Origin of the sequence: Streptococcus sanguinis (assembly GCF_026781265.1) — a bacterium.
Taxonomy (GTDB): domain Bacteria; phylum Bacillota; class Bacilli; order Lactobacillales; family Streptococcaceae; genus Streptococcus; species Streptococcus sanguinis_T.
On the sequence record NZ_JAKUVC010000010.1, the window covers coordinates 26,084 to 40,544 of the forward strand.

The following is a 14,461-nucleotide window of genomic DNA, read 5'->3' on the forward strand; positions in this document are numbered from 1 at the left end:
AAAAGTAAAAAACGAAGCCAAAAGAAAAAAGGAGAATAGAATGAACTAAGACTTTTAGGTTTTCTAGCCAGAATAGTTCGTCAATTAAGTTTACAAATACTGTAAAGGTATGTCAATTAAGCTGTAAAAACTGGATTTTTTGCTTTTTTCTAGAAACTTCTTTCTCATTTTCATTGAAAATGATATAATGAACTCATTATAAATTGAGGAGTAATAAATGACTAAACCAATTATTTTAACAGGAGATCGTCCGACAGGAAAATTGCATATTGGTCATTATGTAGGAAGTTTACGGAACCGCGTGCTTTTGCAGGATCAGGGTAAGTATGAGATGTTCGTATTTTTGGCTGATCAGCAAGCTTTGACAGATCATGCAAAGGACCCTCAGACAATTGTTGAGTCCATTGGGAATGTAGCTTTGGATTATCTAGCGGCTGGATTGGATCCTGAAAAGGTGACTATTTTTATTCAAAGTCAGATTCCTGAGTTGGCAGAGTTGTCAATGTATTACATGAATTTGGTATCATTGGCTCGTCTTGAGCGTAATCCTACTGTAAAGACTGAGATTGCTCAAAAAGGATTTGGTGAAAGTTTGCCGACTGGATTTTTAGTTTATCCAATTTCTCAGGCAGCTGATATTACTGCTTTCAAGGCTAATTTTGTACCAGTAGGACATGATCAAAAGCCTATGATTGAGCAGACTCGGGAGATTGTCCGTTCCTTTAACAACGCTTATCAGACTGATGTTTTGGTAGAGCCTGAAGGAATCTATCCTGAAAATGAAGCAGCTGGACGTTTGCCTGGATTGGATGGCAATGCTAAGATGTCTAAGTCTCTCAATAACGGCATTTATTTGGCAGATGATATGGATATTCTGCAAAAGAAAGTTATGAGCATGTATACAGATCCTAATCATATCAGAGTGGAAGATCCTGGAAAAGTCGAGGGCAATATGGTCTTTCATTACCTGGATATTTTTGGGCGCTCGGAAGATGCTGCGGATATTGCTGCAATGAAAGAGCATTATCAAAGAGGCGGTCTGGGAGATGTCAAAACCAAACGCTATCTGTTAGAAATTTTAGAGCGAGAGTTAGGTCCGATTCGTGAGCGTCGTGTGGAGTTTGCTAAAGACATGGAACAGGTCTATCAGATGCTGCAAGAAGGATGCGATAAGGCCCGTCAGACTGCCGCTCAGACTCTTTCGGAAGTGAAGTCTGCGATGGGGATTAATTATTTTAAATAACGAACATTATTGATTATAAATCATAAAAACTATCGTTTTTAGTTTCAAAAATGATGGTTTTTATTTTTTGTGTAATAATGATTGACAATTTCCTATAGAATGGTATGATATTAACAACAAAAAAACCAGCTCTTATTCAAAGAAAACTGAACTTCAATTTTCTTTGGGTATTAGTTCAAATAAGAAGGAAAAGAGGAAACTGTGGATGTCTAACTGGGACACTAAATTTTTGAAAAAAGGTTTTACCTTTGATGATGTGCTGCTGATTCCAGCTGAAAGCCATGTGCTGCCCAATGATGCTGATTTGAGTACCAAGCTTGCTGAGAATCTGACTTTAAATATCCCAATCATTACTGCCGCTATGGACACTGTTACAGAGAGTCAGATGGCTATCGCTATTGCCCGTGCTGGCGGTCTTGGAGTTATCCACAAAAACATGTCTATTGAACAACAGGCTGATGAAGTTCGAAAGGTTAAACGTTCTGAGAATGGCGTAATTATTGATCCTTTTTTCCTAACGCCAGAGCATACCATTGCTGAAGCAGATGAGTTGATGGGACGTTACCGTATCAGTGGTGTTCCTGTTGTAGAAACTCTTGAAAATCGTAAGTTAGTAGGGATTCTAACTAATCGTGATTTGCGTTTTATTTCTGACTATGACCAACCCATTTCCCGTCATATGACCAGTGAGAATCTTGTCACAGCTCCTGTTGGTACAGATTTGGGAACTGCAGAGCGCATTTTGCAAGAACATCGGATTGAAAAGTTGCCTTTGGTTGATGATAAGGGCTGTCTTTCAGGTTTGATTACCATTAAAGATATTGAAAAGGTTATTGAGTTTCCAAATGCTGCTAAAGATGAGTTTGGCCGTCTCTTGGTAGCTGGTGCTGTCGGTGTTACTTCAGATACTTTCGAACGTGCGGAAGCTCTTTTTGAAGCGGGTGCAGATGCGATTGTTATTGATACTGCTCATGGCCACTCAGCTGGAGTTTTGCGCAAGATTGCTGAGATTCGTGCTCATTTCCCTGATCGCACCTTAATTGCTGGAAATATTGCAACTGCTGAAGGTGCACGCGCTCTTTATGAAGCAGGTGTGGATGTTGTTAAGGTCGGAATTGGTCCTGGTTCTATCTGTACAACCCGAGTCATTGCTGGTGTTGGTGTTCCTCAAGTAACTGCTATTTATGATGCAGCTGCTGTAGCGCGTGAATATGGAAAAACCATCATTGCTGATGGTGGGATTAAATATTCTGGAGATATTGTTAAGGCCTTGGCTGCAGGTGGCAATGCTGTTATGCTGGGTTCAATGTTTGCTGGTACAGACGAAGCACCAGGTGAGACGGAAATTTTCCAAGGTCGTAAATTTAAGACTTACCGTGGAATGGGATCTATCGCCGCTATGAAGAAGGGTTCTAGTGACCGTTACTTCCAAGGTTCTGTCAATGAAGCGAATAAGCTAGTTCCAGAAGGAATTGAAGGTCGTGTGGCATACAAGGGAGCTGCTGCAGATATTGTCTTCCAGATGCTCGGTGGTATCCGCTCTGGAATGGGCTATGTTGGTGCTGCAAATCTGCAAGAACTTCACGATAATGCTCAGTTTATTGAGATGAGTGGTGCTGGATTGAAGGAAAGCCACCCTCATGATGTGCAAATTACAAATGAAGCCCCTAACTATTCAGTTCAATAAAAAATAAAACGAGGTCGGGAATTTTTCCTAACCTCTTTTTAAATTTACGATTTAAATTGACATACTTTTACAATTTAAAAGGCTATAAAAGCTTTTCTAACAACAATTCGATATAATTCGTTTACACTATAAGCAATATTTTGTAAATGAAATTTACAAAAACGTAAATCTCATGTAATGCTAGGATTGAGATATAATTTGTCCTTGCTGAATGGTGAAAATTTTAATATCTTGTGGAAGATTCTTTAAATGTTCTAAAGTTGTTGTGGTAATGAAAGTTTGAATATCCTGAGAGATAGTTTCTAATAATTTTAGTTGACGGTTATTGTCAAGTTCGCTCATTACATCGTCAAGCAACAAAATAGGCGTTTCCTTCGTAATGCTTTCTATTAACTTGATTTCGGCTAGTTTCAGTGATAAAACAAGACTGCGATGTTGACCTTGACTACCAAAGTTGGCATCCATCTGGTTGATAAAAAAAGCAATATCATCACGATGGGGACCAACACCTGTATTTTTTTTGAATAGATCGCGTTTACGGCTGCTTAATAAAGAAGAGCGGTAAGTTTCTTCTAAACTGTCAATTTGGTGTAAAGGAATAGATGACAGATACTTGATAGTCAATTCTTCCAAATTTTGAGAGATGTCCCAGTGCTTGTCTTGAGCAAAGCTTTCTAATTTTTGCAAAAAATCCAACCGATGCCTTATGACACGACAGCCGTAGTCAACCAGTTGCTCATCAAGGACAGTCAAGAAGGTTTCATCAACTTTGTCATTAGCTTTCAGATAGGCATTGCGTTGTTTGAGGACATGATTGTAATTGGATAAATCTGATAGATAAACAGGCTTGATTTGTCCAAGCTCAATGTCTATAAATTTACGGCGTAGACTTGGGGAACCTTTAATCAACTGTAAATCTTCAGGAGCAAAAAGAACAACATTCATTGTTCCAATATAGTCTGATAATTTACTTTGTTTCAAGTGGTTGACTTTTGTGATGCGACCTTTTGGTGTCAAGTTAATGTCAAGGGGAACTTTACCAGTCTTTTTTTCTAAGATGCCAGAAACAAAGAGATCATTTTCTGTAAAATGAATCAGATCCTTATCTGATCGTGTGCGGTGGCTTCTTGTCAACGCTAGGAAATAAACAGCTTCTAAAATATTGGTTTTACCTTGTGCGTTCTGGCCTAGAAAGACATTTAATCCAGGATGGAAGTCAATATCAGCTTCCTGATAATTTCGGAAATGCTTGATTTTTAATGATTGCAGCCACATGATTAGATACCAGGGAAACGAACAGGGCTTTTGGTAGTTTTCTGCTTTTTAGGTAGCCCTGTATTCTTACGCTTTTCTTTTTTAGAAGTCTGAGATTTTTTTAAATCCTTATTCATGGCTTTGACAAGTTCAGCAACTCGTTTTTTTTCTGCGATTTCTTTCTGGTGTTGCAGAATTTCTTCTTGATTAGGAGCTGTCAGATTAATTTCAATTCCTTGATCGGGAAGGGAAATCCTGTCATTGACACGGAGTTTTTTTCCTCGACGGTTTTCTGGCTCACCGTTAAAAAGAACTGGATATTCACTTAGAAATGTTTTAATTGCCCCACCGCTTTGGATAATTCCTGTTTCTTTTAAAAGTGCTTGTAGCGTGATGTAGTCATCAAATAATTTATATTCCATATTTCACCTCAACCCTGTCATTATACCATATTTGTTACTAAAAAGTGCTGAGGTGCTTTGGATAAAAGCGGAAATTTTCTCCTGTTATCAGAAAACGTTTTAATCAGCAAAAAGCTTGTTAGAACAAACAAATCAGAGGCATTTCATGATATAATAGTAGTCTATATTATTCAGTATGAGGGGCGTCATGGAAATCACTAAAGGAGTTCGTCTCCATTTTATTCAATCAGAAAAATTTAAAACAAACAAAATTAGGGTTCGTTTTTCAGCGCCTATGTCCAAAGAAACAGTAGCTGGTCGGGTTTTAACAGCCAGCATGCTAGAGACTGTCAATGCGGTTTATCCTACTTCGCAGGCTTTCAGAGAACGTTTGGCCAATTTGTATGGAGCTGATTATTCTACGAGTCTTTCAAGGAGAGGATTTGTCCATTATTTAGATATCAATCTTTCTTTTGTGCGGGATAAATTTTTGAGTCGTAAAAATGTCCTAACAGATGCCATGCTTGATTTTTTGAAAGCCAGCTTGTTTTCTCCATTGGTAAGTCAGGACGCTTTTGATGAATCTGCTTTTGAAATTGAGAAGAAAAATATCTTGAATGATTTGGAAGCAGAAATTGAGAATCATTTTTATCACGCTCATCGAGAATTAGATAAACTCTTTTATGAAGAAGAGGAAATGCAGATGCCTCGTATTGGGACGATTGAATTAATCCAGAAAGAGACTGCTGCAAGTAGTTTTGCTGCTTTTCAGCAGATGCTTCAGGAAAATCAGATTGACTTTTTCTTTATTGGGGACTTTAATGAAGTGGCTGTTCGGGAGAAAATTCAATCTTTCAATTTTGCACCTCGTCAGCAAGAACTTCAGTTAGTTTATCAGCAAGAATATTCCAATGTTTTGCGAGAAGGACTGGAGCAGAAAGATGTCCATCAGTCAATTATTGAGTTGGGCTATCATTTCCCTATTCAGTACGGAGAGAGTGAGCACCTGCCCTTGGTCGTTTTAAATGCTTTGCTAGGTGGCTTTGCCCATTCGAAATTATTTGTCAATCTTCGTGAAAAGGAAGGGCTGGCTTATACAATTTCTAGCAATTTTGATATTTTTTCAGGAATGATGCGGATTTACGCTGGTATTGACCGCAGCAATCGGATCAGAACAGTTGCTTTAATCAACCGACAGATTGGTGATTTGAAGCGTGGAAATTTTAGTCAGGAAGAACTGAATCAAACCAAGAAAATGCTGAGAAATTCGGTATTGTTAGCTCAGGATCGACAGAATACAATCTTAGAGAGAGCTTATATGTCTTCTGTTTTAGGGAAAAAATTCTTATCTCTTGAAGCTTGGCTGGAAGCTTTGGAACAGGTTCATAAAGATGATATTGTCAAAGCAGCTGGTCTCTTAAAATTACAAGCTATTTACTTTATGGAAGGAAAATAATGCAGGGAGAAGTGCTAGAAAAAATCAATTATTCAGCAGTGGGAGAAACTGTTTATCAGAAAGTCTTGGCAAATGGTTTGCGTGTTTTTCTTCTGCCTAAAAATGATTTTAATGAAACTTATGGGATTATCTCAACTAATTTTGGTTCAGTGGATACGGAGATTGTTTCACGTGAAACCAAGCAGGTCACTCAGTATCCGGCGGGAATAGCTCATTTTTTGGAACATAAGCTTTTTGAAGGCCCGCAGGGAAAGGATCTGCTGCTGGAATTTACTAAGCTAGGGGCTGAGAGCAATGCCTTTACAAGCTTTACTCGAACTAGCTATTTATTTTCTGCAACGGATAATATTTTAGAAAGCCTACATCTTTTGCAAGAACTGGTGCATCGGGCTGATTTTACAAAAGAATCCATTTTGCGGGAACAGGATATTATCGGCCAAGAAATTGAAATGTATCAGGATAATCCAGATTATCGTCTCTTTTTTGGAGCCTTGGCCAATCTCTATCCTCAAACACCTCTGGCAGAAGACATTGCAGGAACGAAAGAGTCCATCTCTGAGATTACCGTCGAAAATTTGAAGGAAAATTTCAAAAACTTTTATCATCCTTCTAATATGACTTTGTTTGTGATTGGTAATTTCGATTTGGAACAGATAGCTGCTGAGATTGTAGAACAGCAGGAAAAACTAGTTTTTGCTGGGAGTTCGGAACCTATTGAAAAAATTCCTGTTAGCCTTCACCCAGTGGTATCAACGGATACCTACCGAATGGAGGTGGCTAGTCCAAAACTGGCAGTTGGGATTCGAGGTACAGACTTTGTTGATGAATCGGAGTTGTATCGCTATAAAATCACTTTGAAACTCCTATTTGCCATGATGTTTGGCTGGACTTCCAAGCGTTTCCAGTCCCTCTATGAAAGTGGGAAAATGGATAATTCTTTAACGCTGGAAGTGGAAGTAGAAAAAGATTTTCACTTTGTCATGCTGACGATGGATACTCAGGAACCGGTGGGACTTTCTCATCAATTTCGTTCAGCTATCAAGAATTTTGACAAGGATCCGGATGTGACAGAAGAGCATTTGGATACGATTAAAAGTGAGATGTTTGGTGATTTTCTGCACGGTTTAAACTCGCTTGAGTATATTGCAACCCAATATGAACCGCATTTGACGGGTGAAAATCTGTTTGATTTGCCGAAAATCTTACAGGATATCAGCTTAAATGATGTGATAAAACTAGGTCATCGATTTATCGATCAGTGTGATATGACAGATTTTACTATTTTTCCAAAATAATTCCAGAATCGTTTTTAAAATTTTGTTAAAATAGTGAAGAATAGAAATAAGGGAAAAGTACGTATGAGAAAAAAAACGATAGGAGAAGTGTTGAAGCTTGCCCGGACCAATCAAGGGCTGAGCTTAGAGGAATTGTCAAAAAAGACAGATATCCAGCAGGATTTGTTAGAAGCACTGGAACGAAATGACTATGATTTGCTTCCTAGTCCCTTCTATGCCCGTAGCTTCTTGCGGAAATATGCTTGGGCTGTAGATTTGGATGAGTCTATTATTCTGGAGGCTTACGAAGCTGGTGAGATGATCGTCTTTGATGAAGTGTCACTGGCAGCAGATGATGAATTCAGGAGTAGAAAAAATAAAAATAAAAACTCTTTTCTGACCTTGTTCTATTTTCTCTTATTGGCTTCGGCTATTGCTGCTTTCGTAGCTTATTATATTTGGAGCTATGCTCAGACTAATTCGGTAAGTTTTAAAGCATCTAACAACAATTATAGTCTGGTTTCCTCTACAAGCACTAACAGTCAGAAGAGTTCCTTTTCTTCGGCTGATTCTAAGTCAGTTTCTTCCTCGGCTGGCAAATTGACAGTTAGTGGAAGCGGAGAGAATTTAATTGCTGAGTACAGCGGAGCAGGTCAGCCTGTTAAAGTGACCGTTTCTGTGGAGCAAACAACCAATTTGGTAAGCATAAGCGATTCAGAACTAGCCGAAGGCATCACCTTATCTCCTGAAAAATCAAGCCAGACGGTTTCTCTTGAGCCAGGCAATAAGTATCTTATTACGTTAGCACCTGTTAAAGGAGCAACTGTGACGATAGAGGGACAAAAACTAGATACTTCGGCTTTGACTAGCGATAGTGGAACCATTAGTTTGAACATTACGAAAGGATAAAAACGAAGGGAATCCCATGAAAAAAGAAAATATTCCAAATGCCTTAACTCTTGTTAGAATTGCTTTAATCCCTGTATTTGTTGTGATTTTAACATTCGGTCATTCTTACACCATGCATATCTTGGCAGCTTTTATATTTGCTTTTGCCAGTATAACTGATTATCTAGATGGCTATTTGGCTCGAAAGTGGGAAGTGGTAACAAATTTTGGTAAATTTGCTGATCCCATGGCTGATAAGCTTTTAGTGATGTCTGCTTTTATCATGTTGATTGAGATGAAAATGGCTCCTGCCTGGGTTGTAGCTATTATTATTTGCCGGGAATTGGCAGTAACAGGTCTGCGCTTGCTTTTAGTGGAAACAGGAGGGACAGTCTTAGCAGCTGCTATGCCAGGTAAAATAAAGACCTTCACGCAGATGTTTGCTATTATTTTTCTACTGATTCATTGGACTCTCTTAGGGCAAATCCTTCTGTATATCGCTTTAATCTTTACGATTTATTCTGGATATGACTACTTCAAGGGAAGTGCCTATCTCTTTAAAAATACCTTTAAATAATATGGAAAATATCATCGAAGTAAGAAATCTTAAGTACAAATACGATAGTGAGTCTGAGAATTACACTTTAAATGATGTCTCCTTTCAAGTAAAAAAAGGGGAATGGCTGTCTATTGTCGGTCATAATGGGAGTGGAAAATCAACCACAGTTCGTTTGATTGACGGTCTTTTAGAAGCGGAAAGCGGAGATATTATTATCTCAGGCGATAAGCTAACAGCTGAAAACGTCTGGGAAAAACGCAGACAGATTGGCATGGTATTCCAAAATCCAGATAATCAGTTTGTCGGTGCAACTGTAGAAGACGATGTAGCCTTTGGTTTGGAAAATCAAGGGCTAGCCTATGATCTGATGGTAGAGCGAGTCCAGCAGGCATTAGAGCTTGTCGGTATGCAGGATTTTAGAGAACGTGAACCAGCTCGTCTTTCTGGAGGCCAGAAACAGCGAGTAGCTGTTGCAGGTGTGGTAGCTCTGAGACCGGATATTATTATTTTGGATGAAGCCACCAGCATGCTGGATCCAGAGGGACGTTTGGATCTTATCCAGACCGTGAAAAAAATTAAAGATAGTAATCAGCTGACCGTCATTTCTATCACTCATGACCTGGATGAAATAGCCTTAAGCGACCGTGTTTTGGTTATGAAAGAGGGTCAGGTTGAATCTACCGCTACCCCGAGAGAACTTTTTTCTCGAGAAGATTTGGAAGAACTAGGATTGGATCAGCCATTTGTCAATCTAGTAAAAGCGGCTTTACGTCAGTCAGGCTTTTCTCTGCCAGACTCTTACTTAACAGAAAAAGAATTGCAGGATCAACTATGGGCATTACTCTCAAAAATGTAAGTTATACTTATCAAGCTGGCACTCCTTTTGAGGGACCAGCGCTTTTTGGAGTGGATTTGGAGATAAAATCGGGCAGTTATACAGCTCTTATCGGGCATACTGGCAGCGGTAAGTCAACCATTCTTCAGCTTTTAAATGGCTTGCTGGTTCCCAATCAGGGTAGTGTTGAAATAGGCAGTACAGTCATCACGGCTGATTCTGTCAATAAAGATATTAAACAGGTGCGCAAGAAGGTCGGTCTAGTCTTTCAATTTCCGGAAAGTCAAGTTTTTGATGAAACAGTTTTGAAAGATGTGGCTTTTGGACCTCAGAATTTTGGTGTTTCTAAGGAAGAAGCGGAAGCTTTGGCGCGTGAAAAGCTGCACTTGGTCGGGATTTCTGAGGATTTGTTCAATCGCAGTCCTTTCGAACTTTCTGGTGGCCAGATGCGCAGGGTGGCCATAGCTGGTATACTGGCCATGGAGCCTGATATCTTGGTTTTGGATGAGCCGACAGCAGGACTTGATCCATCCGGTCGAAAAGAACTGATGAGGCTCTTTGAAGAGCTGCATTGTGCCGGTATGACCATTGTTTTGGTAACTCACCTAATGGATGATGTAGCCAACTTTGCTGATACAGTCTATGTTTTAGATAAGGGCAGAGTCGTCAAGAGCGGTCAGCCTGCTCAGGTATTTCAGGATCTTGATTTTATGGAGAGTATTCAATTGGGTGTTCCTAAGATTACAAAATTTGCTCACGAATTGGCGGAGAAAGGGATGATCTTCTCGCACTATCCTATTACAATTGAAGAATTCAAGGAGATCTTGCATGGATAAGTTGATTTTAGGCCGCTATATTCCCGGAAATTCAATTATTCATCGTTTGGATCCGCGAAGCAAGTTGCTGACGATGTTTCTTTTTATTCTATTAATTTTCTGGGCCAATAATCTTGTGACCAATCTGCTGCTGTTTGTTTTCGTTTTTAGTTTGGTCTTGCTGTCTAAGGTTCCTTTGAAGTTCTTTTTAAAGGGTATCCAGTCCATGGTTTTTATCATAGCTTTTACCACCTTGTTCCAGCTGTTTTTGACCTCGGGAGGGGCCACAATCTTTCGATTCGCTTTTGTCAGAATTACAGAACTAGGACTGTCACAGGCTGGCATTATTTTTAGCCGCTTTATTCTGATTATTTTCTTTTCTACTCTTCTGACTCTGACAACGACACCCTTAAGCTTGTCCGATGCGGTTGAGTCTTTACTGAAACCTTTGAAGGTTTTCAAGGTGCCAGCACATGAGATTGGCCTGATGCTTTCTATGAGCCTGCGCTTCGTTCCAACTTTGATGGATGATACTACTCGGATTATGAACGCCCAGAGGGCGCGTGGTGTTGACTTTGGTGAGGGAAAACTTGTTCAAAAGGTTAAATCTATTATTCCCATTCTAATCCCTTTGTTTGCTTCCAGTTTTAAAAGGGCAGATGCTCTAGCAATTGCCATGGAAGCGCGAGGCTATAATGGAGGTGAGGGGCGGACACGTTTTCGACGCTTGGCATGGAAAAGAAATGACAGCTTGGCTATTATTAGCTTACTTATATTAGGTATTCTGCTTTATATATTGAAAAACTGATCTGCTGTTTAAAGTGTTTTTAGAGAATAGTATAAGTTAAACCTGTCTATTTTTTACTTCGTCAAAGAAAATATTTGGCAAAAAAGCTCTAAAAGTCTGTTTTTAACGTCTAAACTAAATGTTTCTGTAACGTTTGACTTGGCAATGTAACTTTTTGGTAATATTTTATGTGTAAGATAGTATTATCACCGAAAGGAGAATTACATTTTAATGAACAAAAAAACAGCAAAATGGACTTTAACAGGTGCAGTCGCTGCAGCGGCTTTCTTGGTTTCAGGTATTGCAAATGCTGAGACCTATACAGTTGAAGCCGGTGATACTTTATCAGCTATTGCTAACGAAAAAAATACAACTCTTGAGAAATTAGTAGAGTTAAACAAGATTGCAGATCCAAATCACATCCGTGTTGGTCAAATCTTGGAACTTGGAAATAGTGCCAAATCCTCTGAAACAAGCGTAGCAGCAACTGCAACTCCCGTAAATAATTATGCAGCGCCCGCAGCAACAGCTAATTCAGCAGCAACTTCAGGAGGCCTTATACTTAGCAATGGTAATACCGCTGGTGCAACTGGTTCTTATGCAGCATCACGTATGGCAGAAATGACTGGTGTTCCTGCATCAACTTGGGAAGCTATCATTGCTCGTGAATCAAATGGTCAAGTAGATGCTTACAACGCATCTGGTGCTAGTGGTCTTTTCCAAACGATGCCAGGTTGGGGATCAACGGCTACTGTTGATGATCAAATCCAATCAGCATATAGTGCCTATAGCGCTCAAGGACTCTCAGCTTGGGGCTACTAAGATAGAAATAAAAAAACCACAGATTTCTGTGGTTTTTTGGTTTACATAAAGTTGACAATTTATAAGCAGAAAATGATAGTGTAGATAAAGATTTAAAGGGAACAATCTTATCTAGATCGACAAATGTGTAAAGTTATGAAAAGTGTTCGTTCAATATTTTTAAAATGTGCTTGGGAGAATTAGCCAGCAAATCTGCTCCATTTTCTAGTAACTCTTTTTGGCTGCCAAAGCCCCAAAGGACTCCCAGAGTTGAGATTCCTACTTCTTTACCGCCAATTATATCAAACTTTGTATCGCCTATGATTATGGTTTCTTCTGGATTTGCATCTAGTGTTTGCAGAGCTCGGCACAGAACATCTGCTTTGTGAAATGAATCTGGCAGTGAGCCAAAAATATCATCAAATTGCTCAGAGATAGCTAGATTTGCTAATAAATCTTGAGCTATGGGTTGATTTTTACTCGTTGTTACATAAATCTGATAGCCGGCTTCTTTTAACTGTGTCAGCAATTCTGGTATCCCCTCATAGAGGCGGACGCCCCAGATGCCTTTTTCCTTATAGAAGCTGCGGTAATAGTTAATCGCTTCTGGAACTTGGCTTTCTTCAAGAACAGAGGCGAAGCTTACTTCCAGAGGCGGCCCCATAAAACTTTTTATAATACTTTCTTCAGGGCACTCTTTTCCAAGTTGTTTGAAGCTGTATTCAAAGGATTCTTGGATGCCCTTTGAACTGTCAACTAGGGTTCCATCCAAATCAAAGAAGATATATTTCAAATGGCTCATCTTGTCTCCTTGTTTACTATCTAGTAAATCTACTTGACAAATTTGTCAAGGTTATTCTCCAAAGATTTCTTTTGAAAGTCTGCGGCCTGTAGGTGTTGTAGCTAGACCGCCTTCAGCTGTTTCTCTGAAAGCAGTAGGCAGACTTGACCCTACTTGATACATGGCGTCAATGACTTCGTCAACAGGAATTTTAGATTCGATTCCTGCAAGAGCCATATCAGCTGCAATAAAGGCGTAACTGGCTCCCATAGCATTTCGCTTGACACAAGGCACTTCGACCAGACCAGCTACTGGATCACAAATCAAGCCCAGCATGTTTTTAATGACAAAACAAATAGCTTGACTGGCTTGAAAAGGTGAACCTCCAGCAGCGAGAACTAAAGCAGCTGCACTCATAGCAGAAGCAGAGCCAACCTCAGCTTGACAGCCGCCTTCAGCACCCGAAATTGAGGCGTTATTGGCAATAACTAGGCCAAAAGCACCAGCAGTTAATAAAAAGTTTAGCTGTTCTTCTTCTGTAAGTCCTAATTTTTCAATAGCTGATGTAAGAACAGCTGGCAGACAGCCAGCGCTGCCGGCAGTAGGTGTTGCACAAACTAAACCCATTTTAGCATTATGCTCATTGACAGCAATAGCATTTTTTGCAGCAGTCAGTACAGTGTGATCTGATAAAGCCTTTCCTGACTGGATATAGTGGTCAAGTTTAGCTGCGTCTCCGCCAGTCAAGCCACTCCGAGACTTGCTCTCATCCAGTCCAAGAAGGACAGAGGCTTTCATGACTTCCAGATTGCGAGCCATCAGTCGCAGGACTTCATCTCTTTCACGACCAGTTAGTTCATACTCGGTAGCAATCATCAATTCTGCAACATTTCCTTGGTAATCCAAGTCAGCTTGCTCTACCAATTCTTTGATGGAATAAAACATATTTTCTCCTATTTAAAGAAATTCACATTATGCAGATGAGGAATATTGCGAATTTCATCGATAGCTTCCTCGCAGCTACGGCTGTCAACTTCAATAATCATAATCGCTTTTTCTCCAGCCTTCTCACGGGTAACATTCATCTGAGCTATATTGATATTGTAGCGTGACAGAGCTTCGGTGACATGGGCAATCATACCTGGGACATCCTGGTGGACAATAATGATGGTCGGAGTATTCATGCTCAGAGATACTGAAAAGCCATTCAGCTCTGTTACTTGAATGTTGCCGCCACCGATAGAGACTCCAGTCACACTGATTGTTTTACGGTCATTTTTGACTGTAATCTTGGTCGTATTGGGGTGGGGGGCATTGCTATCCTTTTGAATGGTCCAGACAATCTTGATACCGCGTTTATGGGCGATTTCAAGGCTGTTAGGAATCTCTGGATCATCTGTATCCATACCTAAAATCCCTGCTACAAGAGCTAAGTCAGTTCCGTGACCTCGGTAAGTTTTGGCAAAAGAGTTAAAGAGCTGGAATTCTACTTCTGTTGGCTCATCATTAAAAATAGAGGAGACAATTTTTCCGATACGGACGGCGCCTGCTGTATGACTACTTGATGGGCCTATCATCACAGGTCCGATAATATCAAAAACAGATTGAAATCTTAGTGAAGTCATGATTTCTCCTTGCAGCTTATTTATTATTTTCATTATAACAAAGTTAAGGGCTTTC

The 14,461-nt window shown here is 39.7% G+C and carries 15 protein-coding genes; 10 read left to right on the forward strand and 5 right to left on the reverse strand.

The features are described from left to right. Positions 1-217: 217 nt before the first annotated feature. Together trpS and guaB are read left to right on the forward strand one after the other, a co-directional pair. Positions 218-1,243, forward strand: a complete 1,026-nt coding sequence (gene trpS / locus MK370_RS10130) for a tryptophan--tRNA ligase (RefSeq protein ID WP_268685143.1) — start codon at positions 218-220, stop codon at positions 1,241-1,243. Between the two features lie 205 nt (positions 1,244-1,448). Then, positions 1,449-2,930 carry an IMP dehydrogenase gene (gene guaB, locus MK370_RS10135; protein ID WP_002910933.1) on the forward strand — a complete coding sequence of 494 codons (1,482 nt, stop codon included), beginning with the start codon at positions 1,449-1,451 and terminating at the stop codon, positions 2,928-2,930. 180 nt (positions 2,931-3,110) lie between these two features. On the opposite strand, the gene recF is transcribed toward guaB, so the two are convergent. Together recF and yaaA are read right to left on the reverse strand one after the other, a co-directional pair. Beyond that, on the reverse strand, positions 3,111-4,205 hold the full coding sequence (recF, locus tag MK370_RS10140; RefSeq protein WP_268685144.1) for a DNA replication/repair protein RecF: 1,095 nt from the start codon (positions 4,203-4,205) through the stop codon (positions 3,111-3,113). Positions 4,206-4,207: 2 nt separating this feature from the next. Beyond that, on the reverse strand, positions 4,208-4,606 hold the full coding sequence (gene yaaA, locus MK370_RS10145; RefSeq protein ID WP_268685145.1) for a S4 domain-containing protein YaaA: 399 nt from the start codon (positions 4,604-4,606) through the stop codon (positions 4,208-4,210). A 187-nt stretch (positions 4,607-4,793) separates the two neighbouring features. On the opposite strand from yaaA, the gene yfmF reads away from it, so the two are divergent. The 8 genes from yfmF to MK370_RS10185 all read left to right on the forward strand — a co-directional run bounded on the left by yfmF (position 4,794) and on the right by MK370_RS10185 (position 12,021). Next, positions 4,794-6,041: an EF-P 5-aminopentanol modification-associated protein YfmF gene (gene yfmF / locus MK370_RS10150; protein ID WP_326845092.1), complete on the forward strand. Its 1,248-nt coding sequence runs from the start codon at positions 4,794-4,796 to the stop codon at positions 6,039-6,041. Further along, on the forward strand, positions 6,041-7,336 hold the full coding sequence (yfmH, locus tag MK370_RS10155) for an EF-P 5-aminopentanol modification-associated protein YfmH (protein ID WP_268685147.1): 1,296 nt from the start codon (positions 6,041-6,043) through the stop codon (positions 7,334-7,336). Before yfmF ends, yfmH begins: the two co-directional genes overlap by 1 nt. A 33-nt stretch (positions 7,337-7,369) precedes the next feature. Continuing rightward, positions 7,370-8,224: a cytoskeleton protein RodZ gene (gene rodZ / locus MK370_RS10160; RefSeq protein WP_268685148.1), complete on the forward strand. Its 855-nt coding sequence runs from the start codon at positions 7,370-7,372 to the stop codon at positions 8,222-8,224. 16 nt (positions 8,225-8,240) lie between these two features. After that, positions 8,241-8,780, forward strand: a complete 540-nt coding sequence (gene pgsA, locus MK370_RS10165; protein WP_268685149.1) for a CDP-diacylglycerol--glycerol-3-phosphate 3-phosphatidyltransferase — start codon at positions 8,241-8,243, stop codon at positions 8,778-8,780. A gap of 1 nt (position 8,781) precedes the next feature. Further along, entirely contained in the window at positions 8,782-9,618 is an 837-nt protein-coding gene (locus MK370_RS10170) for an energy-coupling factor ABC transporter ATP-binding protein (RefSeq protein WP_268685150.1), read from the forward strand. Beyond that, complete coding sequence (locus tag MK370_RS10175) at positions 9,594-10,433, forward strand: energy-coupling factor transporter ATPase (protein ID WP_268685151.1); 840 nt, start codon at positions 9,594-9,596, stop codon at positions 10,431-10,433. The genes MK370_RS10170 and MK370_RS10175 overlap by 25 nt, the downstream gene beginning before the upstream one ends. Further along, a complete protein-coding gene (locus MK370_RS10180) occupies positions 10,426-11,220 on the forward strand; it encodes an energy-coupling factor transporter transmembrane component T family protein (protein ID WP_268685152.1) in 795 nt (264 codons plus the stop codon). The genes MK370_RS10175 and MK370_RS10180 overlap by 8 nt, the downstream gene beginning before the upstream one ends. Before the next feature lie 210 nt (positions 11,221-11,430). Beyond that, positions 11,431-12,021 (forward strand): LysM peptidoglycan-binding domain-containing protein, encoded by a 591-nt coding sequence (locus MK370_RS10185; protein WP_268685153.1) that lies wholly within the window; start codon positions 11,431-11,433, stop codon positions 12,019-12,021. A 133-nt stretch (positions 12,022-12,154) separates the two neighbouring features. Here MK370_RS10185 and MK370_RS10190 read toward each other — a convergent pair whose 3' ends face one another. Genes MK370_RS10190 through sdaAB form a run of 3 tightly spaced genes read right to left on the reverse strand, consistent with a single transcriptional unit; the run spans position 12,155 to position 14,406 of the window. After that, positions 12,155-12,802 (reverse strand): HAD family hydrolase, encoded by a 648-nt coding sequence (locus MK370_RS10190; protein ID WP_268685154.1) that lies wholly within the window; start codon positions 12,800-12,802, stop codon positions 12,155-12,157. Positions 12,803-12,853: 51 nt separating this feature from the next. Next, positions 12,854-13,726 carry an L-serine ammonia-lyase, iron-sulfur-dependent, subunit alpha gene (gene sdaAA, locus MK370_RS10195; protein WP_268685155.1) on the reverse strand — a complete coding sequence of 291 codons (873 nt, stop codon included), beginning with the start codon at positions 13,724-13,726 and terminating at the stop codon, positions 12,854-12,856. Positions 13,727-13,734: 8 nt separating this feature from the next. Then, positions 13,735-14,406: an L-serine ammonia-lyase, iron-sulfur-dependent subunit beta gene (gene sdaAB / locus MK370_RS10200; RefSeq protein WP_268685156.1), complete on the reverse strand. Its 672-nt coding sequence runs from the start codon at positions 14,404-14,406 to the stop codon at positions 13,735-13,737. Between the last annotated feature and the right edge of the window lie 55 nt (positions 14,407-14,461).

Excerpts from the sequence above, each read along its gene's own strand:
- sdaAA (WP_268685155.1), bottom strand. The coding sequence starts at position 13,726 with ATGTTTTATTCCATCAAAGAATTGGTAGAGCAAGCTGACTTGGATTAC.
- yaaA (WP_268685145.1), bottom strand. The coding sequence starts at position 4,606 with ATGGAATATAAATTATTTGATGACTACATCACGCTACAAGCACTTTTA.
- yfmH (WP_268685147.1), top strand. The coding sequence starts at position 6,041 with ATGCAGGGAGAAGTGCTAGAAAAAATCAATTATTCAGCAGTGGGAGAA.
- MK370_RS10185 (WP_268685153.1), top strand. The coding sequence starts at position 11,431 with ATGAACAAAAAAACAGCAAAATGGACTTTAACAGGTGCAGTCGCTGCA.
- MK370_RS10170 (WP_268685150.1), top strand. The coding sequence starts at position 8,782 with ATGGAAAATATCATCGAAGTAAGAAATCTTAAGTACAAATACGATAGT.
- MK370_RS10190 (WP_268685154.1), bottom strand. The coding sequence starts at position 12,802 with ATGAGCCATTTGAAATATATCTTCTTTGATTTGGATGGAACCCTAGTT.
- MK370_RS10180 (WP_268685152.1), top strand. The coding sequence starts at position 10,426 with ATGGATAAGTTGATTTTAGGCCGCTATATTCCCGGAAATTCAATTATT.
- trpS (WP_268685143.1), top strand. The coding sequence starts at position 218 with ATGACTAAACCAATTATTTTAACAGGAGATCGTCCGACAGGAAAATTG.
- recF (WP_268685144.1), bottom strand. The coding sequence starts at position 4,205 with ATGTGGCTGCAATCATTAAAAATCAAGCATTTCCGAAATTATCAGGAA.
- pgsA (WP_268685149.1), top strand. The coding sequence starts at position 8,241 with ATGAAAAAAGAAAATATTCCAAATGCCTTAACTCTTGTTAGAATTGCT.
- MK370_RS10175 (WP_268685151.1), top strand. The coding sequence starts at position 9,594 with ATGGGCATTACTCTCAAAAATGTAAGTTATACTTATCAAGCTGGCACT.
- guaB (WP_002910933.1), top strand. The coding sequence starts at position 1,449 with ATGTCTAACTGGGACACTAAATTTTTGAAAAAAGGTTTTACCTTTGAT.
- yfmF (WP_326845092.1), top strand. The coding sequence starts at position 4,794 with ATGGAAATCACTAAAGGAGTTCGTCTCCATTTTATTCAATCAGAAAAA.
- sdaAB (WP_268685156.1), bottom strand. The coding sequence starts at position 14,406 with ATGACTTCACTAAGATTTCAATCTGTTTTTGATATTATCGGACCTGTG.